At 70.4% G+C, this 26,048-nt stretch carries 23 protein-coding genes; 10 read left to right on the forward strand and 13 right to left on the reverse strand.

All coding sequences use genetic code 11. The annotated features are described in order from the left end of the window. Positions 1–58: 58 nt before the first annotated feature. Positions 59–604: a GNAT family protein gene (locus AB0I69_RS02200; protein WP_363093572.1), complete on the reverse strand. Its 546-nt coding sequence runs from the start codon at positions 602–604 to the stop codon at positions 59–61. 134 nt (positions 605–738) lie between these two features. Between AB0I69_RS02200 and AB0I69_RS02205 the strand changes: the two genes are divergently transcribed. Then, entirely contained in the window at positions 739–1,308 is a 570-nt protein-coding gene (locus AB0I69_RS02205; protein ID WP_363093573.1) for an ABATE domain-containing protein, read from the forward strand. 45 nt (positions 1,309–1,353) lie between these two features. Here AB0I69_RS02205 and AB0I69_RS02210 read toward each other — a convergent pair whose 3' ends face one another. The 3 genes from AB0I69_RS02210 to AB0I69_RS02220 form a co-directional block, all read right to left on the reverse strand. Beyond that, entirely contained in the window at positions 1,354–2,580 is a 1,227-nt protein-coding gene (locus AB0I69_RS02210) for an aminotransferase class I/II-fold pyridoxal phosphate-dependent enzyme (RefSeq protein ID WP_363093574.1), read from the reverse strand. Continuing rightward, positions 2,577–3,044 (reverse strand): DinB family protein, encoded by a 468-nt coding sequence (locus AB0I69_RS02215; protein ID WP_363093575.1) that lies wholly within the window; start codon positions 3,042–3,044, stop codon positions 2,577–2,579. The genes AB0I69_RS02210 and AB0I69_RS02215 overlap by 4 nt, the downstream gene beginning before the upstream one ends. A 217-nt stretch (positions 3,045–3,261) precedes the next feature. Further along, positions 3,262–3,978 (reverse strand): TetR/AcrR family transcriptional regulator, encoded by a 717-nt coding sequence (locus tag AB0I69_RS02220; RefSeq protein WP_363093576.1) that lies wholly within the window; start codon positions 3,976–3,978, stop codon positions 3,262–3,264. 270 nt (positions 3,979–4,248) lie between these two features. Here AB0I69_RS02220 and AB0I69_RS02225 point away from each other — a divergent pair, with 270 nt between their 5' ends. The 4 genes from AB0I69_RS02225 (at position 4,249) to AB0I69_RS02240 (ending at position 7,533) form a co-directional block, all read left to right on the forward strand. Next, the gene (locus tag AB0I69_RS02225; protein WP_363093577.1) at positions 4,249–4,956 is read left to right on the forward strand and encodes a TetR/AcrR family transcriptional regulator; all 708 of its coding nucleotides are present in this window, start codon (positions 4,249–4,251) and stop codon (positions 4,954–4,956) included. Between the two features lie 243 nt (positions 4,957–5,199). Beyond that, a complete protein-coding gene (locus AB0I69_RS02230) occupies positions 5,200–6,117 on the forward strand; it encodes an ABC transporter ATP-binding protein (RefSeq protein ID WP_363093578.1) in 918 nt (305 codons plus the stop codon). Beyond that, on the forward strand, positions 6,117–6,866 hold the full coding sequence (locus AB0I69_RS02235) for an ABC transporter permease (protein ID WP_363093579.1): 750 nt from the start codon (positions 6,117–6,119) through the stop codon (positions 6,864–6,866). Before AB0I69_RS02230 ends, AB0I69_RS02235 begins: the two co-directional genes overlap by 1 nt. A gap of 49 nt (positions 6,867–6,915) precedes the next feature. Continuing rightward, the gene (locus AB0I69_RS02240) at positions 6,916–7,533 is read left to right on the forward strand and encodes an ABC transporter permease (RefSeq protein ID WP_363093580.1); all 618 of its coding nucleotides are present in this window, start codon (positions 6,916–6,918) and stop codon (positions 7,531–7,533) included. 67 nt (positions 7,534–7,600) lie between these two features. Here the strand turns inward: AB0I69_RS02240 and AB0I69_RS02245 are convergent, their stop codons facing one another. Together AB0I69_RS02245 and AB0I69_RS02250 are read right to left on the reverse strand one after the other, a co-directional pair. Beyond that, the gene (locus AB0I69_RS02245; protein WP_363094149.1) at positions 7,601–9,184 is read right to left on the reverse strand and encodes a metallophosphoesterase family protein; all 1,584 of its coding nucleotides are present in this window, start codon (positions 9,182–9,184) and stop codon (positions 7,601–7,603) included. A 102-nt stretch (positions 9,185–9,286) separates the two neighbouring features. Beyond that, entirely contained in the window at positions 9,287–10,486 is a 1,200-nt protein-coding gene (locus AB0I69_RS02250; protein WP_363093582.1) for an MFS transporter, read from the reverse strand. Between the two features lie 132 nt (positions 10,487–10,618). Here AB0I69_RS02250 and AB0I69_RS02255 point away from each other — a divergent pair, with 132 nt between their 5' ends. Further along, positions 10,619–11,698 carry an AraC family transcriptional regulator gene (locus AB0I69_RS02255; protein WP_363094150.1) on the forward strand — a complete coding sequence of 360 codons (1,080 nt, stop codon included), beginning with the start codon at positions 10,619–10,621 and terminating at the stop codon, positions 11,696–11,698. Between the two features lie 5 nt (positions 11,699–11,703). Here AB0I69_RS02255 and AB0I69_RS02260 read toward each other — a convergent pair whose 3' ends face one another. From AB0I69_RS02260 to AB0I69_RS02270, 3 genes are read right to left on the reverse strand one after another with little or no spacing between them, the layout of a single operon-like run. After that, entirely contained in the window at positions 11,704–13,116 is a 1,413-nt protein-coding gene (locus AB0I69_RS02260) for an aldehyde dehydrogenase family protein (RefSeq protein WP_363093583.1), read from the reverse strand. Then, positions 13,113–13,994 (reverse strand): SDR family oxidoreductase, encoded by an 882-nt coding sequence (locus AB0I69_RS02265; protein ID WP_363093585.1) that lies wholly within the window; start codon positions 13,992–13,994, stop codon positions 13,113–13,115. The genes AB0I69_RS02260 and AB0I69_RS02265 overlap by 4 nt, the downstream gene beginning before the upstream one ends. Further along, entirely contained in the window at positions 13,991–15,343 is a 1,353-nt protein-coding gene (locus AB0I69_RS02270) for an NAD(P)-binding domain-containing protein (protein WP_363093586.1), read from the reverse strand. The genes AB0I69_RS02265 and AB0I69_RS02270 overlap by 4 nt, the downstream gene beginning before the upstream one ends. Positions 15,344–15,535: 192 nt before the next feature. On the opposite strand from AB0I69_RS02270, the gene AB0I69_RS02275 reads away from it, so the two are divergent. Next, positions 15,536–16,159, forward strand: coding sequence for a TetR/AcrR family transcriptional regulator (locus tag AB0I69_RS02275; RefSeq protein WP_363093587.1), 624 nt, complete (start codon positions 15,536–15,538; stop codon positions 16,157–16,159). Between the two features lie 53 nt (positions 16,160–16,212). Here AB0I69_RS02275 and AB0I69_RS02280 read toward each other — a convergent pair whose 3' ends face one another. Further along, complete coding sequence (locus AB0I69_RS02280; protein WP_363093588.1) at positions 16,213–16,698, reverse strand: SRPBCC family protein; 486 nt, start codon at positions 16,696–16,698, stop codon at positions 16,213–16,215. 41 nt (positions 16,699–16,739) lie between these two features. Further along, on the reverse strand, positions 16,740–18,119 hold the full coding sequence (locus tag AB0I69_RS02285) for an FAD-dependent oxidoreductase (RefSeq protein WP_363093589.1): 1,380 nt from the start codon (positions 18,117–18,119) through the stop codon (positions 16,740–16,742). A gap of 234 nt (positions 18,120–18,353) precedes the next feature. Here AB0I69_RS02285 and AB0I69_RS02290 point away from each other — a divergent pair, with 234 nt between their 5' ends. Beyond that, positions 18,354–20,591, forward strand: a complete 2,238-nt coding sequence (locus AB0I69_RS02290) for an MMPL family transporter (RefSeq protein ID WP_363093590.1) — start codon at positions 18,354–18,356, stop codon at positions 20,589–20,591. A gap of 139 nt (positions 20,592–20,730) precedes the next feature. Continuing rightward, a complete protein-coding gene (locus AB0I69_RS02295) occupies positions 20,731–21,681 on the forward strand; it encodes a superoxide dismutase (RefSeq protein ID WP_363093591.1) in 951 nt (316 codons plus the stop codon). A 72-nt stretch (positions 21,682–21,753) separates the two neighbouring features. Here the strand turns inward: AB0I69_RS02295 and AB0I69_RS02300 are convergent, their stop codons facing one another. Then, the gene (locus AB0I69_RS02300) at positions 21,754–23,328 is read right to left on the reverse strand and encodes an MFS transporter (RefSeq protein ID WP_363094151.1); all 1,575 of its coding nucleotides are present in this window, start codon (positions 23,326–23,328) and stop codon (positions 21,754–21,756) included. A gap of 197 nt (positions 23,329–23,525) precedes the next feature. Here AB0I69_RS02300 and AB0I69_RS02305 point away from each other — a divergent pair, with 197 nt between their 5' ends. Continuing rightward, positions 23,526–24,521: an AsnC family transcriptional regulator gene (locus AB0I69_RS02305; protein WP_363093593.1), complete on the forward strand. Its 996-nt coding sequence runs from the start codon at positions 23,526–23,528 to the stop codon at positions 24,519–24,521. Positions 24,522–24,619: 98 nt separating this feature from the next. Here AB0I69_RS02305 and AB0I69_RS02310 read toward each other — a convergent pair whose 3' ends face one another. After that, on the reverse strand, positions 24,620–25,960 hold the full coding sequence (locus tag AB0I69_RS02310; RefSeq protein ID WP_363093594.1) for a jacalin-like lectin: 1,341 nt from the start codon (positions 25,958–25,960) through the stop codon (positions 24,620–24,622). Positions 25,961–26,048 lie beyond the last annotated feature (88 nt).

Genomic DNA, 26,048 nt, shown 5'->3' on the forward strand with positions numbered 1-26,048 from the left:
TCCGGCCCGGACGGACGGTCGGCAGGGAGCGGCACGGGGGTGTTCGGGGCGGGCGGTCTCAGGCCGAGGCCGAGAAGGGCTCGGGGTGCCACTCGTCCTCGACGATGCCGAAGACCAGGGAGTCCCGCCAGCCGTCGCGGATCAATTGGGTGTGACGCAGGCGCCCTTCACGCGTCATGCCCAGTCCGGCCAGCACCCGGGCAGAGCCCAGGTTGCGCGGGTCGCAGGTGCCGTAGATCCGATGGAGCCCCAACTCCCCGAAGCCGAGGGCGAGAAGCTGCCGTCCGATCTGCGTCCCGATGCCCTGCCCCCAGACTCGCGGGTGCACGACATAGGAGATCTCGCCCTGGCGCTGGGCGCCGCTGCGGATGTGCACCTCACCCATGCCCACGACGTCCGGCCCGAGGCGGGCCACATGGGCGAACCGGGACCGGGGGCTGTCCGACCATGCTTCGACGGCGCGGTCCACGAAGTCCCGGGTCTCGTCCGGTGTGTTCGGCCCCCATGTCTGATAGCGACATGTCTCCGCGAGGCTCGCCCATGAGTGGACGGCCGGCCAGTCGGTCGGGGCGATCCTGTCCAGGGCTATTGGGGGCCGACTCATCGTTCGATCATGGCTGTGTCGATGGAAACCTGTCAATGAGGTGATGGATCAAGGGGTGTGCGGACTGCCAACCAGGGGATAGGCCTCGATTTCTCGCCCTGGACAGGGTTTTCGTCACCTGTCAATATGGATACGTGGATGAGTTTGTCTTTGTGAGCGGCCGGCTGTGTCTCGACCTGGCGGGCACCAAGCTGTGGCGCCGCAGCCTCCGCACCGAACTGCTGGGCTTCCCGGACGACCTGCGGCGCTGGATCGGCGAGGCGGGCCTCGTGGACGATCCCGGTCCCGTGGACTCCCGAGGGCTGGAGCGGGTCCGTCGGCTGCGTGAGGCCGCCTACGCGCTGGTCCGTGACTGGCCTTTGGGTGACAGCCCGGACAGCGCCGTCGAGGAAGCTCTCGCGGAGGTGAACGAGGCCGCTCGCCTTCCGCTGCCCAAGCATCAACTCGACGCATCAGGGCGGGTGTTGCGGACCGGTGGCGTCGACGAGGTGCTGGGCGCGGTGGGTCGTGATGCCGTGGACCTGGTGGGTTCGGGTTCGCCCCAGTTCTCGCGGATGAAGGAGTGCGCCAACGACGAGTGCACGCGCCTGTTCGTGGACCTGTCCCGCTCCGGGGCCCGGCGCTGGTGCGGGATGGCGGAGTGCGGGAACAGGCACAAGGCGGCCATGTACCGGCAGCGGAAGAAGGAGCAGTCCGGGGTGTGACCCGCGTCCGGCGAACCTCCCGCTGTGGCCTCGCCGTCAGTGGTGTTACTGCGGGGTGAGCGCGAGTGCCCGGGTGAGGCCGGTCAGGATGTCCTCCAACACGGCGTGGGACGTGGCGAAGTTGAGCCGCAGGTAGGTGTCGGCGCCGGGCCCGAAGGGGCTGCCGCCGTCCAGCAGGACGCCACCGGTCTTCAACACCCGCTCTACGGGCGGCTGTTCGAGCCCCAGCGAGCCGGCATCGATCCAGGCCAGATAGGTCGCCTCCGGCAAGTGATGGCGCAGGTGCGGCAGTTGCGTGTGCAGTACCTGCTGGACCCGGCGACGGTTGCGGTCCAGGACGGTCAGCAGGTCGCGCTGCCATGCGTCGCCGTCCCGCCACGCGGCCTCGGTGGCGATCACGCCGAGCGGGGACACCGTGCCGTACAGGTCCGGCGGTTGGGCGTCGCGCAGCGCGAGGAGCCGGTCCGGGCCGTAGTGCGTCACGGCACAGCGGATCGCGGCGAGGTTGAACGACTTGGTGGCGGACGTCAGCGTCACGGTCCTGCGCGCCGCGTCGGGGGAGAGGCTCGCGAACGGGACGTGCCGGTGCGGGGCGTGGACCAGCTCGGCGTGGATCTCGTCGCTGATCACCAGCAGGTCGTGCCGCCGGGCGATGGCGGCGGTCTCCTCCAGCTCCGCGCGGGACAGGACACGGCCCGTCGGGTTGTGCGGGTTGACCAGCACCAGGACCTTGCAGCCCGACCGGGTGACCGCGGTGTCCAGGGCGGCGAAGTCCATGCGCCACCCCTCGTCCGTGTCCTGCATGGGGACGGGCACGGCGACGCGTCCCATAGTGGCCAACGTGGCAAGGAACGGCGGGTAGTTGGGCGTCTGGATCGCGACCGCGTCGCCCGGGCCCGTCGCCAGGTGGAGGACCAGCTGGAGGCACTGGATCAGATCGGTCTGCTCACGTACCCGGTCCGCCCGCGCCGTCCAGCCGTAGCGGTCGGCCATCCGCCGGGCGAAGGCGGCGCGCAGCGGGCTGCCGTCCGGCCAGTCCGGGTAGCCGAGATCGCGTCGCTCAACGGCCGTACGCAGCGCGTCAGTTACTGCCGGAGGGATGGGGAAGTCCATGTCCGCCACCCAGGCGGGCAGCACGTCCGGTCCCGGGCGGTGCCACTTGACGCTGCCACGGGCGCGCAGCCAGTCCCGGTCCAGGTCGTCGAAGCCGGGCAGCAGCAAGGGCTCGGCGCTCGCGTCCGAGCTCACGCCGGCGCTTGTGTCGACGCTCATGAGGAGGCTCCCTGCTGCAGCAGATCGCGGGTGATCTGTATCTGGCCGTGGTGCTGGGCGAGTTCTTCGAGGACGTGCAGCTGGACACCAGCCACGCTCAGCGGGCGGTCCGGTCCCTCGAAGTCGGCGGGCGGCGTGTTGCGTGGCCGCGACGCCGGAGTGACCGTGGCGAGGTCGGCCTCCAACTGCGCGAACAGCGCGTCGACTTGCTCGCGAAGGTCGCTGCCACGCCCCGTGGCCGTGAACTCGGAGGCGCGGTCACGGTCGACCGCGCGCCCCGCGACGACATGGCCGGTCCAGTAGTCGGCGACCGCGGCACAGTGGTACGCGATGGCGTAGACGGAGTTCGCGCCGGGCAACGGCGGGCGGGTGTTCCCCAAGTCGTCGCCCAGGTCCTCCAGCACGCCGAGCATGCCGTCGAAGGCGCGTCGCAGGAAGTACAGGTACTCGTTCTGATCTTGCACGGCAGGGGTTCCTCATCGGTGAGCCGCGTCACCGTTTTGTGCGGTGACGTCATCAGAGTGAAGTACGGCTGCGTCACCTGTCAATGAGGTAACCACCGCGTGGATCACGCAGGCAGTAGCGAGATGGACGGAGTACCGGCGTGCGCGAACTCAAAGATTGCTCACCTCATTGACAGGTGATTTGCGAGAGTGTCGAGTTGGTGTCGAGTCCGTCCGCTCAGAGGTGAAAACCCTCGGCGAGGCTCTCGATGTGGGCGGACAGCAGGGTGTCGCCCCGGTGCCCCATGCCGGCGAACTGCAGGGCCACTTCCAGGCTGACCGTCCCGTGCAGGGTGGACCAGGCCATCACCGTGCCGGCCAACGCGATCCCCATGGCCGTGAGGTCGGCGCGGAGTCCGGTGCAGGCGGTGACCCAGTTCCTGACGGTCGGCTCGCGGCCGGCCCACGCGGTCATCTCCTCGACGAGGGGCGCTACGGCGGCAGCGGGCTCCGCGGTGACGAACGCGCCGAGGAAGGGGCCCAGTGCGGCGCGGGCCCCGTCGGAGGTGCCCGGCGTGACGGTGTGGTCCGGCAGCGGCGCGCCCTGGATGAGCTGGTGGCGGTGCGGCTCGCGCATCGCCCAGGCCCGGTAGGCGAGGGCGAGTCGGTGCAGCCAGGCCCGCGGTTCGACGGGCGCGCTCGGGGTGGTTCCCGCATCGCCGATGGCGTGGGCGACGTCGAGATAGGCGTCCGTGACCAGGGCGTCGACCAGCGCGTCACGGCTCCCGAAGTACCGGTAGAGCGCCGGTCCGGACAGCCCGAGTGCCTTGGCGATACGGGTGAGTCTGAGCCCGGACGATCCCCCGGACGCGAGCTGTTGCAACGCCAGTTCCTTGATCTCCGACCGTGTCTGTTCCTTGAAGCGCTCCCGGGGTGTGGGGATGCGTGTGGTCACGGTGACCTCCTCCGCCGGTCATGACCGCTTGCCATGACTGGGTACAGCAACTGTATACCGCGTTAGCTATGTGGTGAATTGAAAGTTACGTATCGTAGCGTCAGTGCTTGCGAGTAACGACGATCACGGGGTCCCTGCTGGCACCTGCCGTCAACTGCTGGCCCTGTCGTAAGAGCGATAGGGTGGAACAATCGCAATGTCCAGTGACGATCCGGAAGGGTCGCAGCCGGAGTGCCGGGAAGCCCGGCCCGAATCGCAGGAGGATGGGGCATGACGGCCCAGGCGCGCAGTCCGCGGGAGCGGTACCGGGAGCAGACCCGCGCGGAGATCAAGGAAGTGGCTGTGCGTCAGCTCGCCGCGGGTGGCGTCGAGAGCGTGGCCCTCCTGCGCATCGCCAAGGAGATCGGGATGTCGGGCCCGGCGCTCTACCGCTACTACGCCAGCCGGGACGACCTGCTCGCCGAGCTGGTGCTCGACGCCTACACGGCCGCGGCCGAGGCGGTGCACGCGGTGGACATCGAAGGCGGCGGGCGCGCGGCGTTGCAGTCCCTGACCAGGGCCTACCGTGCGTGGGCGGTGGCGAATCCGCATCTCTACCTGCTCGTCCAGGGCACCCCGGTGGCGGGGTTCACCGCGCCGCCGGAGACCGTGCTGCGGGCCCGGTCCGTTCTTGGACCGTTCCTTCCGGTCTTCGCCGGGGGTCGGCCGCTGGCCGGACTGGACCCGCTGCTGGCGGAGTTCCAGGTCTGGCTGCGCGAGGAGCGGGACGTGACGGCGTGGGTCGCGGAGTGGACGGGGCTGGACCCCACCGATCCGGCGGCGGCCGTCGCGCTGACCGGCGCCATCATGGTTTGGCCGCAGATCCACGGCACAGTGGGCCTGGAGACCGCGGGCCAGTTCACCGGCATGGGGCACAGTCCGGCCACCCTGCTCGACGTACAGACGGCGATCCTGGCGGACGCCTTCCAGCTCCGCTGACGACCTCAGTCCAGGAGGGGCTTCCCTCCGTCCTTTGACCTGCGCTTTCCAGCCCTGCCGGCTATCTCCGGCGGGGCTTTTTTGGTGTTCCGTCCTCGTTCCTTCCTGCGTCGCTCCCGAAGTGTATTGCTATAAGCAGTCGTGACAGTTACTCTATATAACAGTAGCGTCGAAGTGTCGCGCAGTGATTCGTGTGCACCACGCCCACCACACCACCCCCCCCGCCTCAAGGAGGAGCCCACCGTGATCGAAGCAATCGGACTCACCAAACGCTACGGAGAGAAGGTCGCCGTGAACGACCTCTCCTTCACCGTGCGCCCCGGACAGGTCACGGGCTTCCTGGGCCCCAACGGCGCCGGGAAGTCGACCACTTTGCGCATGCTGCTCGGCCTGGACCGCCCGACCTCCGGCACCGCGCTCATCGACGGCCGTCCCTACGCCTCGCTAACCCGCCCCCTGCGTACGGTCGGCGCACTGATCGACGCCTCGGCCTTCCACCCCGGCCGCTCCGCACGCAGCCACCTGCGGGCCATCGCCCTCTCGAACGGCATCGGCGCCGCCCGCGTGGACGCCGTCCTCGACGAGGTCGGGCTGACGAGTGTCGCCGGTCGGCGGGCGGGCGGCTTCTCCCTCGGCATGAAGCAGCGGCTCGGTATCGCCGCCGCCCTCCTCGGAGACCCCCAACTCCTCATCTTCGACGAGCCGGTGAACGGCCTCGACCCCGAGGGCGTCCACTGGATCCGCACTCTCATGCGGGACCTCGCCGCACAGGGCCGTACGGTCTTCGTCTCCTCGCACCTGATGAGCGAGATGCAGTACACCGCCGACCACCTGGTCATCGTCGGCCGCGGCCGGCTCATCGCCGACAAGCCCCTCGCCGATCTCATCGACTCCGCCGCCGGCACCCATTTGACCATCCGGACCCTCCCCGCACGGCGGGGTGAACTGGCCGCCGCCCTGCGGGCGTTGGAGGCCCAGGTCGAAACGCACGCCGACGACGCGCTCGCCGTACGCGGCACAACTCCTCAGGAGGCAGGCATGCTCGCCCACCACCGCGGCATCCCGCTCACCGAACTGTCCATCCAGCGCTCGACGTTGGAGGACGCGTACATGGCCCTCACCGACGACGCCGTCGAGTACCGGGCGAAGGAGGCAGCGTGATGCGTGACGTGATCGCCTCGGAGTGGCTCAAACTCCGCTCGGTACGCTCCACTTGGTGGGCACTGGGTGCCGCCTTCGTTCTCATGCCGCTGACCGGACTGCTCATCGGCATGAACACGAACTCGGACCAACTCGGCAACCCGTCCTACGACGCCCTCGACACCCTGACCGGCACAGCCATCGTGCAGTTCGCCTTCGGTGTCCTCGGCGTGCTGGCCATCTCCCCCGAGTACGGCACCGGCCTGATCCGGACGACCTTCGCCGCGGTGCCGTCGCGCAACCGCGTGATCGCGGTCAAGGCGGTCCTGCTCGCAGTGGTGTTCGCGGTCGCGGGCACGGTGATCTCGCTGGTCACGTTCCTCGTCGGACAGGCCGCGCTCCCCGCCGGCCTCGGTGTCTCGCTCGGCGACCCGGGCGTCCTGCGGGCCGTGCTCGGAGCCGCCTTCTACATGGTGTTCATCGGCATGTTCGGCTTCGCGCTCGGCGCGTTGATCCGGCACACGCAGGGCGCCCTGTCCGTACTGATGGCGGTGGTCTTCGTGATCATGGGCATCCTGCCCTCCCTGGTACCGCAGTCCCTCCAAGACAGCGTCGCCGCCTACTCGTTCACCGGAGTCGGCCGCTCCCTGATCGTGGTCAAACACGTCGACGGGGTCACCACCCCGCTCACCGCACTGATCCTCTGCCTGGTGTACGCGGCCGTCGTCCTCGTACCGGCGTTCATCCTCACCAACCGACGCGACCCCTGAGCCGCAACCGGTCCGCTCCCCGCCGCCACAGCCCACCACGGAGGTCACCATGTCCCACGCAAGCGCGCCCGCCACCCGCAGCGCCCAGCCGTCCGCCTTGAGCGTCGTCCTCAACAACCGTCTGTCGTACGTCAGTTTCGGCCTCGCCTGGCTGCTCGGCCACGGCGTGAACGCCCTCACCCACGGCGACGACCCCGTCCTCGACCTGCCGTCCGCGATACCGGCGTCACTGCTCGTCGTAGGCCTGCTCGCGGGTGTCGTCGTCACCAGCGTCGTAACTGCCAAGTCGCTGCGCGGAGTTCGCGGCCCCGACGCGATGGTCGGGAACCTGCTGGCCGCGTCCTGGCCGATCGGCTTCGGCGCCCTGTTCCTCATCATCACCGCGCTGAGCTCGGCCCTCGACGAGCAGAAGGTCCACACGCTCATGTGGCCCACCGCGTCCGGACTCGTCGTGGGCCTCCTCTACCTCGCCGGGGGCGCCGTCTACCGCGACCGTCTCCAGTACGTACTCGGCACCTGGCTCGCCCTCACCTCCTCCGCCGCCCTCTTCCTCCACGGCGCGCCCTTGTACTGGGCGCTCGCCCTCGCGGGCGGCGGCAGCTACCTCGTGGCGGCAGCTCTGGAACCCCGCCGCCACGCCAAGGCCCTCCTCGCCAGGGCCGGTTGACGCGCAGGCCCGCATGCTGGAGCGGCGGCCCCCGACACGACGTCGGTGGCCGCCGCTCCACGTCGTACTAGTGGCCGTGCCCGGTCTTCTTGACCTTGCGGGAGACCGTGAAGCGGTCGACCTCCGCGCCGGTCGCGGCCAGCGCCCGTACCGTGAGGGTCGTCGTACGGCCCGGTGCGGCGGGGGCGACGTCGACGCGGATGAACGAGTAGCCGGTGTAACGGACCCTGGACCAGTCGACGTTCTCCGTGACCTGGCCGTCCTTGCCCGTCCAGTACGTCGGCACCGATTCGATCGCGTCCTCGTGGCCCTCATAGCTGTCGGCGACCGGGAAGCTGTACACGCTCTCGCCGCCCGCGCCCGCCGTCACGTACACCACGCCACCACGGGTCGGCTCGTGGGTGCCGCCGATCGGCAGAGTGCGTACGGCCTTGTCCTGGACGACCGGGTCGGTGCGCTCGTAGACGTGGTTGTGGCCGTTGACCACCAGGTCCACCTGGTGCTTCTCGTACAGCGGCACCCACTGCTCGCGCACCCCGCCCTCGGAGGCGTGCGAGCTGGTGGTCGAGAAGGCGCAGTGGTGGTGGAAGACGACGACGAAGTCGACGTCCGTACGGGCCCGGAGTTCGGTGAGCCGCTTGTCGAGCCAGGCGGTCTGCTTGCCGCCGGTGTAGCCCTTGTTGGCGGGGATCTCGTACGACACGTCGTTCGCGTCTACCGAGACCACACCTACGTTGCCGTGGACGAAGGAGTAGACGCCGGGAGCTGACGTGGCGTCAAAACCGTTGTCGGGCAAGGTGAATCGGGCTTCGTTGCCGCCGTAGCCGTTGGGGGAGTACCAGGACTCCATGTCGTGGTTGCCGAACGCCACCATCCACGGCACCCGGCTCGACAGCGGTTCGATCTGCGCGAGGAACGAATCCCACTGGCGGGCATCGTAGTTGCTCGCGTCCCCGGGCAGCCCGTGCCCGGTCTCCTCGGCGTAGCAGATGTCGCCCGCGTGGAGGTGAAACGCCGGATTCTGCGCCTGGACAAGGGAGTTGAGGCCGATCGACGTGTAACTCGGGTTCTGGTCACCGAAGGCGGTGAACGTGAACGGCCGGGTGCTGTGCGTCCGGGGAGCGGTGGTGAAGGAGTAGATGGTGTGCGCGGCACCCGCCTCGGCCGGGTCGAAGCCGTCGTGGCCGACGCCGTAGTAGTACGTGGTGTCGGGGCTCAGGTTGTCCAGGGCCGCGTGCACGTAGTACTGGTTGATGTCGGCGCTCTTGCCGATCCCGGCCGGCGTGAACAGGTCGCGCACCTCCGCCGGTATGCGGTGGCTCAGGTCGAGGGGGCTGCGGCCGATGCGGAGGAACGGTTTGCGGACCGGCAGCGGCACCTGCCACGACACGCGCATCTGCGTCCGCGGATCGGCACCGTAGGCGAGGTGCCGGCCGAACGGCGCGACCAGCGAACCGTGCACGGTGGAAGCGGTGGAACCCGGCACGAGCGTGGGCGCCGCCGCCGCGACACCGGCGCCACTCGCGAGGGCGACCCCGGTCGCGGCGACCGCGCCACCGCGCAGCAGACCGCGACGGGAGAAGGCGCGTCTGAGGTATTCGTGTTGCTCGGGCATGCTCAGGGTGTCGGCGAGCCGGTCGGGCAGGCCCATGCGAGGAGTGTTCATGGGCGCGACGCTGGCATCGGCGGTTGAACGACCGATTGCCGCCTGCCCATGGGCCGGCCATATCCCGCCCATCGCCTGGCTCGATTCCTACGCCCCGGATGCCCCCGGCGGCTGCGTGAAGTGGCGGGCGCCGGCCAGGACGAGCACCGCCAGGGCGGCCGGTGCCGCGTACGCGAGCCTGAACTCGCCGGTGGAGCCGAGGAGTCCGCTCACCGCGCCGCCGGTGACGACGCCCGCGTAGTTGAAGAGGTTCAGCCGGGCCAGCACCGTCTCCGAGGCGGCGGGCCGGAGCCGCGCGGCGGATGCCAGACACAGCGGTGCCAGCACCGACGCCCCCAGCCCCACCACCCCGGCCGCGAGCACGGCGAACGTCCAGTTCGGTGCCACCGCCATGCCCGCCAGCGCACCCGCGACCAACACGGCGGCGGTGCGGACGACGGTGCCGGTACCGACCTTCTGCACGAGCCGGTCCGCCGTCGCGCGGCCGACGACCGTCCCGGCCTGGTATGCCGCGTACGCCATCGGTGCCACCGTGAGGGACGCGGCGAGAGTCTGCCGCAGATACACCGCCGACCAGGCGGAGACGGTCGAGTCCACGACGTAGACGACGAGGAGGACCAGGCCGAAGGGCAGGAGCCGTAGCCACAGGTGACGCCCCAGTGGCGCCTCCGTCGAGGAGGCCGGTGGTTTCGCCGGGGCCGGGAGGGGGTGCGTGCGCAGACAGACGGCGACGACCAGCAGGACGCCCGCCTGCACGGCCAGGCCCTCGCCCACGGGCCGGTCCAGCCGGGCCGCCCCGGCCGTGAGCAGGGCCGCGATCACGCCACCCACGCTCCACGCCGTGTAGAAGGACCCGAAGACGCTACGGCCGTAGGCGCGTTCGATCGCGGCGGCCCGGGTGTTGATGCCGACGTCGAGGCCGCCGACGGCGAGGCCGAAGAGGACGTACGCGCAGATGACGGTCGCCGTGCCGGGTGCCCATCCGATCAGGGTCAGCGCGGTGGCGGCGGTCAGCAGGGCCCCGCGCATCGTGGCGACGGGGCCGGCGACGCGGACCGCGGCCAGCCCCAGGAAGCTGCCGGCCCCCGCGGTCAGGGCCACCCCGACCAGCGTGGCGGTGGTGAGGAGCGGTGACAGTCTCAGGTGTTCGGTGACGGCGGGGACGGTCGTGTACACGGCGGCGACGGACATCCCCTGCGCGGCGAACGCGAGGGTCGCCGCCCTTCGGGCACCGGCCTTGTCGGCGGGGCGCCCGACCCGGGCCCGGCCTGCAGTACTGACTGACATGCACAGACCGTAGTCAGCAGGCGCAGGACGAACGCAGGACGTCGGGGGCCGTTGAGGGGACTTCGGCGGCCAGCAGGCACGACCGGTGATGCCCGGATGCTTACGGTGGACGCCCACGAGGAGGTGAGTGCGATGTTCCCCGACCCCGCCCCGGCAGACCCGCACGGGACCAGCCGCAGCACGTCGGCGACGATCCAGCCGAACATCCTGCGCTATCTCGTCATCGTCGCCGACGAACGCGGCGTCGACCTACGGCCCCTGCTGAGCCAGGTCGGCCTGGACGACACCCTCATGCGCTCCGCCGCGCTACGGGTGTCCTACCGGCAGGGCAGCGCGGTGATCCGGCGCGCGCTGGAACTCACCGGGGACGAGCGGCTGGGGCTGAAGGTCGGCGCGACCCAGCACCTGACCGCGTGGGGTCTGCTCGGCTTCGCGCTGCTGTCCGCCGACACGCTGCGGCACGCCATCGAGACCGGCGTGCGGTACCAGAACCTCTCCGGCGCGATGACCGTGTGGTCGACCGGTGTCGGCGAGGACGGCGCCTTCGTCCTGCGCGCCGACCTGCCCGACCCCGCCATCGACCCGAGCGTGGCCTCCTTCCTCATCGAGGAGGGGTTCGCCTCCGTCGTCACCCTGTCCCGGCTGGCCGTCGGCCCCGGCTTCGCCCCGCGAGCGGTGGAGTTCTCCGCCCCGTCACCCCGTCAACACGACATGTACGGCGCCCTGTTCGGCTGTTCGGTCCGCTTCCGTGCCCCGGCCGACCGCATCGTCATCGACCCCGTCTGGGCCGGCGCCCGGATGCCCGGCCGGGACCCGGTGACGTACGCCTCGACCCTGGAGACACTCGACGCCCAACTGGCCTCCCGCACCGACCAGCAGGACCTCCTCGAAGTCCTGGAGGTGTCCGTGGCGCAGAGCCTCCCGGTGATCCCGTCCTTCGGCGAGCAGGCGCGACGGCACGCGACGAGCGAGCGGACACTGCGCCGCCGGCTCGCCGACTGCGGTACGACGTACGAGGCGCTGGCCGAGGGAGTACGCCGGGAGCGCGTCGAACAGCTGCTGCTCCGCCCGGAGTTGACGCTGCGTGAGATCGCCCGCCGGGCGGGGTTCTCCGACGAACGGGCCCTGCGCCGCGCGGTGCGCCGCTGGCACGGCACCTCCCCGGCGCAGCTGCGGGAGCAACTGCTCCGGGCGGCGGCGCACCGCGAGTGACGCGGTCAACGGGTGCGGATCCAGACCGTCTTCTCCCGCGTCCACTGGTCGAAGGCGTTCGTCGACTTCTCCGCGCCGCCGAACCCGGACTGCTTCCAGCCGCCGAAGGGAGTGGTGATGTCGCCCTCGCTGTACGCGTTGACGGAGACCACGCCCGCCTCGATGCCACGGGCCAGCCGCAGCGCGGTGTCGAGGTCACGGGTCCAGACGGAGGCGGCCAGCCCGTACTCGGTGGCGTTGGCCATCCGCACCGCTTCGTCCTCCGACGCGAAGGTCTCGACGGTGACCACGGGACCGAACAACTCCCGTGTGAGGACGTCACTTTGGGCGGGGGCGCGGGTGATGACAGTGGGCGGGTAGTAGGAGCCGCGCGCGGGCAGCCCGTGGGGGAGTCCCGCGGTGTGGATCTGGGCTCCGGCCGCCCGAGCGGCATCCACGGCACCCGCGACCCGGTCGAAGGCGGCGCGATTGATGAGTGGTCCCTGTTGGGTCCGCGGGTCGGCCGGATCGCCGATGACGAGGTTCCTCGCGGCGGCGGTGAACCGCTCCACGACCTCCTCGGCGATGCTGTGGTGCACCAACACCCTTGAACCGGCGGTGCAGTTCTGCCCCATCGTGAGGAACGCGGCCTCGATCATGTCGCCGATGAGGTCGTCGCCGTAGGAGAGCGCGTCGGCCATCAGTACCTGGGGGCTCTTGCCGCCCATTTCCAGGGAGACGCGCTTGAAGTTGCTGTCGGCGGCGGCCCTGAGGATGCGGCGGCCGGTGGTGGTGGAGCCGGTGAAGGAGAGTGCCTGTACGAAGGGGTCGCGGGCGAGGGCCGCCCCGGCTCCCTCGCCGTGGCCGGGCAGCACGCTGAGCACGCCGTCGGGCAGACCGGCCTCGATGGCGAGTGCGGCCAGGTGCAGGGCCGAACGCGGGGTCGCCTCGGCGGGCTTGACCAGGAGACAGTTGCCCGCGGCCAGGGCCGGTCCGACCTTCCAAGTGGCCATCGCCAGCGGGTAGTTCCACGGAAGGATCGCCGCGCCGACCCCGACCGGTTCGCGGGTCACGAGACCGAGCGCGTCGGGTCCGCCCGGCGCGACCCGGCCGAAGACCTTGTCCGCCGCCTCGGCGAACCAGCGGATCGACTCGATCGCGCCCGGCACATCCCCCGTACGGCACTCGGTGATGGGCTTGCCCGCGTCCTCGCTGTCCAGCCGGGCCAGGATCTCGGCGTCGCGCTCCATCAGGTCGGCCAGCCGCAGCAGTACGGCGCTCCGCTCGCGGACCGGACGTCGCGACCACACCCCGGAGTCGTAGACGTGCCGAGCCTGCTCGGCGGCCTTGGCGACGTCGTCGGCGTTTGCGGCGGGCAAGGTCGTGATCGGCTCCCCGGTGGCGGGGTTGACGACGGTCAGCGTCTCGTTCCTGGTCATGCCTCCTCCACCAACTCCCAGCGGCCGTCGGTCTGTCGGGCCAGTCCGCGGCGGCGCAGTTCCTCCAGATAGCGGGCCATGCCGCGGTCGCCGCGCTTGCGGAACAGGGGGAAGACCCTGGGCAGCAGGTTCGGCACGAGCATCGCGCATCGCACCAGACGGGACTCGCCGGACCGCGGATAGGCCTCCAGACGTGGCTTGTCCAGCAGGCTCACGACGGCCGTGACGACGTTCGCCGGCTGTTGCGGTGGGTCCTGGAACTGCATGGAGTTGCCGCCGTCCACCGCCTCTTGGCGCAGCATCCGGGTGTCGGTCGCCGAGGGCAGCACCGACCCGGCCAGGATGCCCTTGCTCCGCAGGTCGAGGCCGATGGCGAGCATCGCACCCCGCAGCCCGAACTTGGACGCCGTGTAGATCGGGGTCTCGCCCAGCGGGAAGATCCCGCCGAGGGAGACCGTGGTGACCACCCGGGCGTCCCGCGAGGCCTTCAGGAGGGGGAGGGCGATCCGGGTGGCCACCAGCGGGGAGGTCAGGTTGAGGGAGATCTCCTCCTCGATGCTCTCGACGCTACGGACGTCGAAGCGCTCCGAGCTGGTCATCCCCACGTTGTTCACCAGCACGTCGAGACGGCCGTAGACATCGGCGACCCGCTCGAACAGCCGCTCCACCTGGGCGCGTTGCAGAAGGTCGCAGCCGATGCCGGCGTGCCCGGCGCCGGGCAGCTCCGCGGCCACCTTCTCGGCCCGGACCTCGTCGATGTCGACGACGACACAGCGCGCGCCACCCGCGGCGAAGCGGTGGCACAGCGCGCTGCCGATGCCGCCCGCGCCGCCGGTCACCAGCATGACCTTGTCGGTGAAGTCGTACCTCCTGCTCATGCCGTCGCCTCCACGCGGCGGGCGGCGGACCGCTCCGGCGGTGCCTGGCCCTCGGTGCGCCAGCCCATCTGACGGGCGACCTTGCCGAGGTACTTCACGAACGCCCCGCTGTCGACGTAGCCGGTGTGCCGGGGCGAGGCGACGAACTTCAGCCCGCCGGACAGGTCCGGGCGGTCGGCCCGGATCATCTGCGTGAACCGTTCGGCGTTGGGCAGACCGTGGCGTGCGTCGTTCAGATACCCGGCGATCAACTGCGCCTGGCTGTCGAAGAGTTGATACGCACCGGAGTTGGTCTCGACGAACCCGATCCCGAACAGGCCCTGGTGCTCGCGCGAGAACGACGACAAGTAGAGGTCGGGATGCTGCTCGTCGCCGAAGTACCGCTGCGCGACCGGGACTTTGTGGACGTAGCCGGTGGCCATCAGTACGAGGTCGAAGTCGTCGCTCGTGCCGTCGGTGAAGTGCACGGTGCTGCCCTCGGCGCGGGCGATGCCGGGCCTGGCGGTGATGTCGCCGTGCTGGAGGTGGTGGATCAGCATCGAGTTGATGGCCGGGTGGGTCTCGAAGAGCTTGTGGTCCGGCTTCTGCAGGCCGAGGCGCGTCGGATCGCCGTTGACGAGCCGCAGCAGACCGCCGAAGACGCGCTGCGCCAGCCACATCGGCAGATGCGGACCGCTGTTGGCGATGGTGTCCACCGGCCGCCCGAACAGATGCTTCGGGATGAACCAGTATCCGCGCCGCATGCTGATCACCGCGTGGTCCGCGGTCCGGGCCGCGTCGCACGCGATGTCGCAGCCGGAGTTCCCCGCGCCCACGACCAGCACCCGCTTGCCCCGCAGCTCCTCCGCGCTGCGATAGCCGGCGGTGTGCCGGACCTCCCCGTCGAACTCCCCGGGAATCTCAGGGATGTTGGGGTACCACTGGGCACCCGTGCAGACCACGACCTGCGCGTGCAGGCTCTCCCGCCCGTCGGCCCGGACGACCGTCCAGGTGCCGTCCGCGTTCTTCTCGACGCTCTCGACCCCGACGCCGAACTCGATCCGGTCGGTCAGCCCGTAGGCGTCGGCGAACGACCGCAGGTACGACAGGATCTGCCGGTGCGGCGGGTAGTCCGCGAAGTGGTCCGGCATCGGGAAACCGCCGAAGCCGGACAGGGTCCTGCTGGAGATGAAGTGCGCCGACTCGTACATCGGCCCGCCCGGGTTCTCGATGTCCCAGATACCGCCGAGCCCGGTGTGCCGCTCCAGATGCGTGTAGGGCAGCTTCCGCTCCGCCAGTGCCCTGGCGACCGCCAGCCCGGCAGGCCCCGCGCCGATCACACACGTATCAAACTGGCTGTTGTCCTTCACGAGCCTGCCTCCTCGTTCGTCCCGTTTCACGGGTGGTGCAGGAAACGTATGCAGTCGCCGGTCGGCGGGAACTGACCCGCGCGGCCAGGGACCGGACCTCAGCGGCCGGGTCACGGCCGCAGCTGTGCAGCTGAGTCAAGACCGACTTGTTCGTATGACTGGTTCGGGAGACTAAGTCGCTATAGTGGGGTCATGGCTCATGTTTCCGCGGCCGAGCGCCGCCCCCAGCTGATCAAAGCGGCCATCGACTTCATGACGAGGGAGGGGGTCGCGGCCGGCAGCACGCGTGCCATCGCCGCCGAGCTGGGGGTGGCCCAGGCCACGGTGCACTACACCTTCGGTACGAAGGAGGGGCTGTACCTCGCGGTCATGGAGCAGCTCACGCAGGATCTGGTGGCCCAGGTCGAGCAGGCGGCGCCGGTCGAAGGAGGGTTCGAGGAGACCGCGAGCGCGCTGGTGGCCGCACTGTGGCGGACGGTGCGCGAGCAGCCCGAAAGCCATCAACTCCTCACGGAACTGACCATGTTCGCGCTCCGCTCGCCCGCTCTGACCGAGGCCCTCGAAGCCCACTACCGGGGGGTGACCGAGGTGACCGCGCGACTGATCACCGAGGCGGCCGAACGCACCGGCCAGCCCCTCGCGCAGCCCGTCGACGCGATCGCGCGGTTCTTCCTCGCCGGTTTCGACGGGCTCATGCTGCAACACCTCGCGCTGCCCGACGAGGAGGCCGAGCGCACCTGTCTCCAGGCCTTCGTGTCCGCCGTGGTGGGGATGGCGGGCGGGCGGCTGGAGCTGGTGCCCGTGCCGCTGGGCTGACGCGGCGAAGGGCGCCCTCGTACCGTACGAGGGCGCCCTTCGCATGCGGTCGGTCAGCCGCGCACGCCGATGGTCTCGGAGCGGATCAGGGTGTTGAGGCCGGCCATCGAGGTGCGCATGTTCGCGCGCATCCCCGTTCGCTGTATCCGGTCGAGCAGAAGCCCGACGGGGCCGAGACCGATGACGTACTCCACCCGGTAGGTCATCCGCGTGGCCTCCCTCCCGTCCGCCCCCCGAACCGGCTCGAACTCGAAGACGCTGGTCACGTCCTTCAGCGGGGCGAACCCGACTCCGGTGTCGACGCGGCGCCTCAGGGGATCGATCTCCACCACCGTCCACACCGAGTCGGTGCGCAGCGGGCCGAGGGTGCGGTTGCGTTCGGCGTACGTCCTGCCCACGGTGGCGACGCCGTGGTGGTCGGTGACCTCGATGGCGCCGGCGACCCACTCGGCGTACCGGTCGGTGCGGGAGACGACCTCCCAGACGCGCTCGACGGGAGCGTCGACGACGGCGCGTTCGGTGACGTGGAACTTGGTCATGAGCGGTTCTCCTTCTAACGGTTTCGTACCTGTGGTCTCGGTCAGCTCTGGTGGAGGAGTTCGGTGGCGGTGTGCCGGCCGGAGCGGACCGCGCCGTCCATGAAGCCGTTCCAGTAGGGGGAGAACTCGGACCCCGCCCAGTGCACGCGCCCGAAGGCCCGGCCCAGCCACTCGCCGTACTCGGTCAGCACCCCGGGGGCGGCGACGGACGTCGGGCCGCCCCGGGTCCACTGCTCGGCGGTCCAGTCCTGCTCGACGTAGTCGACGGTGTCGTAGGCCCGTTCCCCGACGACCTGCGCGAACGAGCGCAGCACCGCGCCACGGCGCTCGCCCGCCGGGCGGTGCGCCCACTTGCGCCACTCCTTGCCGCCGAGGAACCCCATGAGCACGCCGGGTCCGCCGTCGGGCGGGGAGTTGTCGAACATCTCGCGGATCGGCGAACCGCCCCGCAGCAGGCCCATGCCGGACAGGCCATCGGCCCGCCAGAACGGGGTGTCGTAGACGGCCACGCACTTCATGAGCGTGCCGAAGGGCAGCCGCTGGAACAGCTGGTCCTGCTGCGGCGGCAGCAGCGGGTCCCAGACGATGCGCGAGGCCAGGAGCGGGGGTACGGCGACGATCACGCGGTCGGCCCGCCAGTCGCCGGCGTCGGAGACCACGGTGACGCCGTCGACGTCCTGGCTGATCCGCCGTACCGGGGCGGACAGTTGGACGCGGCCGTCGAGTTCCTCGGCCAGCCGGGTCGCGACCAGCTGCGAGCCGCCGACGAACCGGCTGTCCTGGGCGCCGCCGGAGGTGCCGGTGCCGCGCTCCATGGTGCCCGGGTGGATCTCGTCGCCGAACGTCGAGACGTACCAGAGGCTGAACAGCGCCGACGCGTCACGCGCCTCGCCGCCGTAAGCGGAGTTGAGGAAGATGTTGATCAAGTCGACGGCGTCGCCGGTGAGTTCGGCCTTGCGCAACCAGGTCTCGTACGTCATCCCGTCCAGGTCACGGGCGTTGGGGGCTCGCCACGGAGCCGCAGGGGGAACCTTGGCCGCCGCCTGGCCGATGCGGGCCAGGGCGATGCCCATGTCGGGGAGGGCGAGCAGGTCCGGGGGAGTGTGTCCGGAGAACCGCCGAGCCCTGCCGTCGCGGACGTAGACCCGGTCACCGGGCACGGCGGCTTCGTACGTGGCCACGCCGACCTCCTTGGCGAGCGCCAGGATGTGGTCCTGGGTGGGGCCCACGAACTGCCCGCCGATCTCGGTCACTTGGCCGTCGCCGAGGTCGTGGTTGAGCAGCCGCCCGCCGACCCGGTCGCGGGCCTCCAGGACGGCCACGGACCTGCCCGCGGCGACGAGTTCACGCGCCGCCGTGAGTCCGGCCAGCCCCGCGCCGATCACGACGACGTCGGTCCGTGTGCTGTGCGTACTGGTCATGGTCGCTCCTTGGCTCACCGCGTCGAAGGGGGTCGGCACACAACTTACAGACGACATTGTCAGTCGACAAGGTCAAATGGTTCTGTCGCTTGAATAGTGCCTCTGAGCTGGGACTATGTCGAGTGAGGTGTGCGTCACGGTTGAATGACTGTGTCGAGTGACTTGAGCAACTGATAAAGTCGAGCTCGTCGATCGACATTCCCCCTTCCTCCGCCTCCTTCCAGGGAGTTAGTCATGGCCGTCCTGCTTCACCGGCTGGGCCACAGCGCCTACCGGCACCGCAAGCTCGTCCTCGGTATATGGCTCTTCGTGCTGGCCGCGCTCATCACGTGCGTCGGCGTCTTCGGCGGCAAGCTCGACGACCGCTTCTCGGTGCCGGGCACCGAGTCGCAGCGGGCGTTGGACAGCCTGAGCAAGACCCTTCCGGAGGCGTCGGGCGCGAGCGCCCAGATCGTCTTCACGGCACCCGAGGGGCACCGGATCACCGAAGCGCCCTACACCGCGACCATCACCCGGACCGTCGCGGAAGCCGAACGGGCGCCCCAGGTCAGCGAGGTCGTCGACCCCCGGTCCGCCGGCGCCGTCTCGGCCGACCGGACGACGGCGATCGTCCAGGTCCACTACCGCGTGCAGACCGCGGAGGTCCGCACCTCGTCCGTGGACGCGCTCCAGGACGCGGCCCGCGCGGCGGAGCAGGACGGGCTGCGGACGGCGGTGGGCGGGTCCGTCTTCAACAGCAAGGGCGTCCACATCGGTCCGTCGGAGATCATCGGCGTGGCCGTGGCGCTGCTCGTCCTCGTCGTCACCTTCGGATCGCTGCTGGCCGCCGGCATGGCACTGCTGCCCGCGCTGATCGGGGTGGCCGCCGGCCTGGCCGGACTGCTCGCCCTCGCGCCCGCGATCAGCATCTCCTCCACGGCCGTCACGCTCGCCCTGATGCTGGGCCTGGCCGTCGGCATCGACTACGTCCTGTTCATCCTCTCCCGCCACCGACAGCAACTCGCCCGCGGAACCGACCCGAAGGAGTCCGTCGCGCTGGCCGTCGGCACCGCCGGCAGCGCCGTGGTCTTCGCCGGCGCCACCGTGATCATCGCGCTCGCCGCACTGAGCGTCATCGGCATCCCGTTCCTGACCACGATGGGTCTCGGCGCGGCCGGAGCCGTACTCATCGCCGTGCTGGCCGCGATCACCCTCGTCCCCGCCATCGCGGGATTCGCCGGGGCGCGGCTCGCCCCCAAGCCCGGCAGCCGCGCCGCCCGGCGGGCCGCGGACGCGGAAGGAACCACCGGCCGCACCACCCTGGGTACCCGCTGGACCAAGTGGGTCATAGCCAAGCCGCTGCTGACCGTGCTCGCCGTCGTGGGCATCCTGGTCACCCTCATGCTGCCCGCCGCGGACCTGCGCCTGGCCCTCCCCGACAACGGCTCCGCCCCGCACGCCTCCACCCAGCGCACGGCCTACGACACGATCAGCCGCACGTTCGGCCCCGGCTTCAACGGCCCCCTGCTCGTCCTGGCCGAGACCAACGACCGTACAGCCGCCGCGAGTTCACAGGCGGGCGCCCAAGTGGCGGAGAAACTGCGGACCTTGAAGGACGTCAAGGCCGTCCTGCCGCCCCAGCCCACGAGCGACCCGACGCAGAGCGTCATCACCGTGCTGCCCAACTCCGGCCCCGACAGCGTCCGTACCGACCGGCTCGTCCGCGACATCCGCGCGGTCGCGCCCGAACTCCGTGACACCACCGGCGCCTCGATCGCGGTCACCGGCACCACCGCCGTCAATATCGACGTCTCCAACCGTCTCAGCGACTCCCTGCTGCCCTTCGTCGCCATCGTCGTCGGGCTCAGCCTGCTCCTGCTGATGATGGTCTTCCGGTCGCTGGTCATCCCCGTCAAGGCCGCCGTCGGCTTCCTGCTCTCGGTGGGCGCCTCGCTCGGGCTGGTCGTCGCCGTCTTCCAGTGGGGCTGGCTGGCCGATGTCCTCGGTGTGCCGCACAGCGGCCCGGTCGTCAGCTTCCTGCCGATCATCCTGATCGGCGTGCTGTTCGGACTGGCCATGGACTACGAGGTGTTCCTCGTGTCCGGGATGCGCGAGGAGTGGGCCCACACCGGACAGGCCCGCCGGTCGGTCGTCGACGGGGCACGGCACAGCGTGCGGGTCGTCACCGCCGCCGCCCTGATCATGTTCACCGTCTTCGCCGGGTTCTTCCCGCTGGACGACTCCCTCATCAAGCCCATCGCGTTCGCCCTGGCCGTCGGCGTGGCCATCGACGCCTTCGCCGTCCGGATGACGCTCGTACCGGCGGTGCTCGCGCTCGCCGGGCGGGGCGCCTGGTGGCTGCCGGCCTGGCTGGACCGGATCCTGCCCGACCTCGACGTCGAGGGAAGCAGCCTCCAGAAGGCCGAGCCGACGGAGAGCCGGGAAGCCGAACCCGCGGGTGCGAGTGGGGCCCGTGGGAACTCGGGGAAGTGACGGGCCGTTACGCAAAGACCGGGCCTCGGGGCGGAGTTGAAGAAGATGTCACCCGCGCCCCAGGGTCCACCCGAGTCACCGAGTTCGCCCGACCGCACGCCAGCCCCCGTTCACCCCACTCGTCCCGGAGGCCCGCACGATGACCCGGATCCACCCCCACCCCACCCGACGCGCGATGCTCGGCGGCGCTGCCCTCACCGCCCTCGCCGCGACGGTCGGCACCGGCACCGCGAGCGCCAACTCCCCAACGGCGCAGACCGGTTGGCCGACGGAGTTCCCGCTGCCCGACGGCTTCCTCCCCGAGGGCATCGCCATCGGCAGCAGGCCGTACGCCTACCTGGGCTCGCGTGCGAACGGCGCCATCCACCGCACCGACCTGCGCACCGGCGAGGGCAGGATCCTGTCCGAGGGCGCCACCGGCCTCGTCTCCGTCGGGCTGAAGCTGGACCACGACGGCCTGCTGTACGTCGCCGGCAGCACCGGAGCCGCGAGAGTCGTCGACTCCGGCACAGGTGAGGTACTGACGACCTATCAACTCACGCCCACCACCGGCCACTTCATCAACGACGTCACCCTGCTCGGCGACCGCGCCTGGTTCACCGACTCGCTCGACGCCGTGCTCTACGGCGTACCGCGCGGCCGTACGGGCGAGGTCACCGCCCTGCCGCTCACCGGCGACTGGGTCCAGACGCCCGGTGTGAACAACGCGAACGGCATCGTCGGCACGCCGGACGGGCACGGCCTCATCGTCGTCAGCAGCACCCCCGGCAAGCTCTACCACGTGTCGCTCAGGACCGGCCACGCCACCGAGATCGCCCTGAGCGGTGCGGCCGATGTGGCCAACGGGGACGGTCTGTTCAGGATCGGGCGGACGCTGTACGTCGTCCAGAACCGCCTGAACCGGATCAGCGTGTTCGACCTCGACGCCAAGGTCACCACCGCGACCCTGCGCCGCACGATCGCCGATGCGCGCTTCGACGTCCCCACGACCGCCGCCCGCTTCGGCAACCGGCTCTATCTGGTCAACGCCCGCTTCACCAGCCCGCAGACGCCCGACACGACGTTCAACGCCGTCGCGGTGCCGATCTGATGTGACAGGAGGCGAGGCCGGGCGGGGCTCCGAAAGGCGCAACAGGGGCCCCACCCAAGGGCACTTCGTGCCTCAGCGGTTCGGTGTCGGGCCAACTGCCCCTACGGCGGCTGCCGTTGGCTCCCCGGCGGGGGCGGTGGAGTTCGCGCCGGCCACCGCAGCCGCCGGGGACACGGACGCCTGTCGTGGGCGGAGCAGCAGCACGCACACCAGCGCGGCCAGGAGAGTCAGCGCCCCGGCCACCACCAGGCACAGCCGCATGCCGTCCAGGAAGGAGTCGCTCAGGGCGCCCAGCGCCCGACCGGTGTCCGCGCCGAGGTTCATATGGGCGACGGCGCCGAGACCGCCCGCGTCGGCGGTCGAGACGATGCTCCGCTGCGTCGCCCCCGTCACCCCGGCGTCGGTGAGGTGGCCGGGCAGTGTGCCGAGTGCCTTGGTGGAGAGCAGGGCGCCCAGGACTGCCGGGCCGAGCGCACCGCCGACCTGCCGGAACGCGTTGTTGCCGGCCGCGGCCATCCCCGCCTGCTGATACGGCACGGAGGCGACGGCCGTCGCGGTCATCGGCGTCAGCACGGTGCCGATGCCCAGACCGAGCAGCGCCAGCCGCCAGGCGATGGACGCGAACGAGGTGTCGGCGTCGACGCCGGTCAGCGAGAACAGCGCGCCGGAGATGACGAGCAGACCACCGGTGATCAGGACGCGCGGGGAGGTCCGGTGCATGAGCCGTCCGACCGGCTGGCCGACCACGATCGCCGCCGCGGTGACCATGAGCAGCCGCAACGCCGCCTGAAGCGTGTCGAGTTGCTGCACCAGGCCGAAGTACAGGCTGAGCAGGAAGAAGAAGCCGATCAGCGCCAGGAAGGTGATCATCGCGACCAGCGTGGTGGCGGTGAACGCCGGGCTGCGGAACAGCGTGAGATCCAGCATCGGGCTGTCACTGCGCAGCTCGGCGAACACGAACGCGACCCCGCCGACCACCGCGGTGAACAGGGCCACCATGACCTTGACGTCCGTGAAGGAACCGGCACCGCCCTCGATCACGCCGTAGACCAGCGCGGTGATGGCGAGGGTGGCGGTGAGCTGGCCGGGCCAGTCCAGCTTCCGCCCGTGCGCGGCCCGCGAGTCGGGCAGCAGGCGGGCGGCGATGACCGTCGCGAGCAGCGAGACCGGTATGGACAGCAGGTAGATCCAGCGCCAGGCGGCGTGGTCGAGGATGACGCCGGCGATCAGCGGGCCGACGGCCAGCGCGGCCATCAGAGCGGTCGCCCACAGGCCGATGAACTTGCCGCGCTCCCGATGGTCGGGCACCGCGTGGCTGATCAGCGCCAGCGTGGTCGGCAGCAGGGTCGCCGCGCCGAGACCGGCCAACGCCTGGCCGATCCACAAAACTTGGACCGACTGCGCGGCCAGCGCCACGGCCGCACCGGCGGCGGAGAACAACAGGCCCGCCTGGAACACCTTCTTGCGCCCGTGCACATCGCCGAAGACACCGGCGGTGAGGATGAACGCGGCCATGGGCAGGACGAACGCGTCCTGGACCCAGGAGAGTTGGGCGGTCGACGCGCTCAGCGCCGACTGGATGGCGGGCAGGCTCACGGCGACGGTGGTCACCGGCAAGTAGGCGACGAAGACGCCGAGGCAGGCCATGACGAGGGTGGCCGTCCGCCGGTCGGCCGTCCCGCTCGCCGGGGTCGTGACGTTCACGGGGAACTCTCCTTCAGAGTGTGGTGCCCTCGAACGGGCACGGCCCCCAGGATCGGTCCCGGCATGCACGATCACCAACGTACCGCTGAAAAGCGACGAGAATCCTCCGATCTTGGCCCCACCAGTGTCAGACTTCCCTCATGGCAGATGACGTCGACGGGAAAATCCTCCGCGCGCTGCAATGTGCGCCGCGCGCCTCGTTCCGGCTGATCGGCGAGGTGGCCGGAGTGTCCGAGCAGACCGCCGCCCGCCGCTTCCACGCCCTGCGTCGCGCCGGGGTGATGCGGGTGGTCGGCCTGGTCGACCCCGCCGTCCACGGCGACGCGCGCTGGGTGGCCCGGATCCGCTGCCGCCCCGACCGGGTCGGCCCGCTCGCCGACGCGCTCGCCCGACGGCCCGACATCGCCTACGCGGGACTCGCGTCCGGCGGTTCGGAGATCATCTGCGTCATCAGCGCACCGGTGCACGTGCCGCGCGACGACGTCCTGCTGCGCCAACTGCCCAAGTCCGCATCGGTCCTTGACGTGAGCATCGACCTGCTCATCCATCCCTTCGGCACGTCCGGAGTGAGCGACTGGACGGGCTACGGCGGCCACCTCGCCCCCGATCAGATCCGGTACCTCGTGGGCGACCGGCCGCCGCCCCCCACCGGCCCGCCCGTACGTCTCACCGACGAGGACACCCCCCTCCTGGACGCGCTCGCGGAGGACGGCCGCGCCACCCACACCCAACTCGCCGACGTCACCGGCTGGTCCACGGCTCGCGTGGCCCGCCGACTGGACGCCCTGGAGAACTCTGGGGCCCTCGCCTACGACGTCGAACTGCTCGCCGCACGCCTCGGGTTCGCGCTCAACGCCACCCTGTGGCTGCGCGTCGCCCCCGCCCGCCTCGAACGCGTCGGCGAGGAACTCGCGGACCACGCCGAGGTCGCCTTCGCCGCCGCCATCAGCGGCGACTCCAATGTCATGGCTGTCGTCATCTGCCGCGACACGGAGCACCTGTACCAGTACCTGACCACCAAGGTCGCCACCGTCCCGGGCATCGACGGCTACGGCGTGAGCATCCACGTCCACCGCCTGAAGCAGGCCACTTCGCTGATCTCGCGAGGGCGACTGGTGCCGTCGGCATTCGCGTGACGCGGTCGGAAGGCACCGAGCCGGACCACCCGCGGTGACGGATGATCCGGCTCTCAACTGCCGTACGGTGCTTGGTGCTTCGTCGCTACGACGGCGTGTCAGCGCTTCGTGTAGATGAAGCCGACCTTGTCCAGCTCGTCGCCGGAGCGCCCGTGGAAGCCGGCGATCTGCCAGCCGGACGGGGCGGTACGGGTCACGCAGTCCGAGGTGGTGGTGCCACCGGCCAGGGTGTTGCCCAGGTTGGTGGTGAACTTGGCGTAGAAGATCCGCGTGGTGTCGTTGTACTTGCTCTCGCACAGGTACGCCGTCGTCACGTACTCGCCGCTGCCCAGCGTCAGCGAGGACGCGGTGCCGCCGGTCCCGCCGTGGGTGAGCGTGGTGCCGTTGGCGAGGGTGATGCCGACCTGGTCGACGCGGGAGCCGGAGCGCAGCGAGATCGTGGTGGCGCGGGCGGCGGCCGGGACGCTGTCGATGTCCTGGTAGTAGTTGCCGTGCGGTCCGCCGAACTGGTCGCTGAGCTGGAAGTCCGCGTTCTGCGACCAGGTGAAGCCGACCGTGATCGGGTCGTGGTCGGAGAGCATCAGCCCGTCCGAGGTCAGGAACTTGGCGTGCTCGTTGTTGTACGAGGTGGCGTTCAGCGAGACCAGCTTGCTGCTGCGGTAGAGGACCTTGTCCACGACCTCGCAGGTGTTGGGCACGGTGGCCCCGGTCTGGTCGCACAGCAGCGTGTCGCTGCCCTTGGCCGGTGCCACGCCGCCGCGGATCACCTTGACCCAGGCGTCGGTGAGCCCGTTGGCCGCGCCGAACTCGGCGATGGTGTCGGCGGTGCGGGTGTAACGGGTGTTGGTGTCACCCATGACGACGACCGCGTTGCCGGCGGAGTGGGACTGGATGAAGGTGGTGAGCTGGCTGAGGTTGTCCGCGCGGGAGGTCTCGTCGCCGTCGTTCGTCCCCGCGTTGGTGTGCAGGTTGTAGAAGTCGACGTACACCCCCTCGGACAGCCGCTCCCGCATGAACGTGAAGCCCTTCGGCGTCAGGCAGTCGCCCGAGTCGATCTGGCAGGAGTTCCAGCCGACCCGCTCGAAGTCGTCGCCGTCCCAGGCGTAGTTGGAGACGGTGTTGAGCCCGCTGCCGATACCGGCGCCGCCGCTGGTCGCGGTGCGGTAGGGGTGGGTGTCGGTGGAGTACAGGTAGGCGTGGTAGTTGAAGTCCTCCTGCACGTTCACGATGTCGTACGGGGCGATGCGCGTGCCGATCGCGGTGGTGCTCGTGTCCCGCGGCGTCGAGGCGCTGGACAACGACTCCGGGAGCCCGGCGACGTTGTAGGTGAGCACGCTGAAGCTGCCCGACGTTGCGGCGGCGGCCGGAGTCGCGGCGGCCACCGTGATCCCGCCCAGGGCCGCGGCAGCGGCCGCCAGACAGGCGAGAAGTCTGCGCATGGGGAAGTGCCTCCTGCGGAGTGACAGAGGGGGAGGGTGATGCGGCGGTCATGTCAAAATGTAGCGACAAGCGCTTGCTATGGCTCCC

This window comes from Streptomyces sp. NPDC050508 (genome assembly GCF_040655155.1).
In the GTDB taxonomy this organism is placed as follows: Bacteria; Actinomycetota; Actinomycetes; order Streptomycetales; family Streptomycetaceae; genus Streptomyces.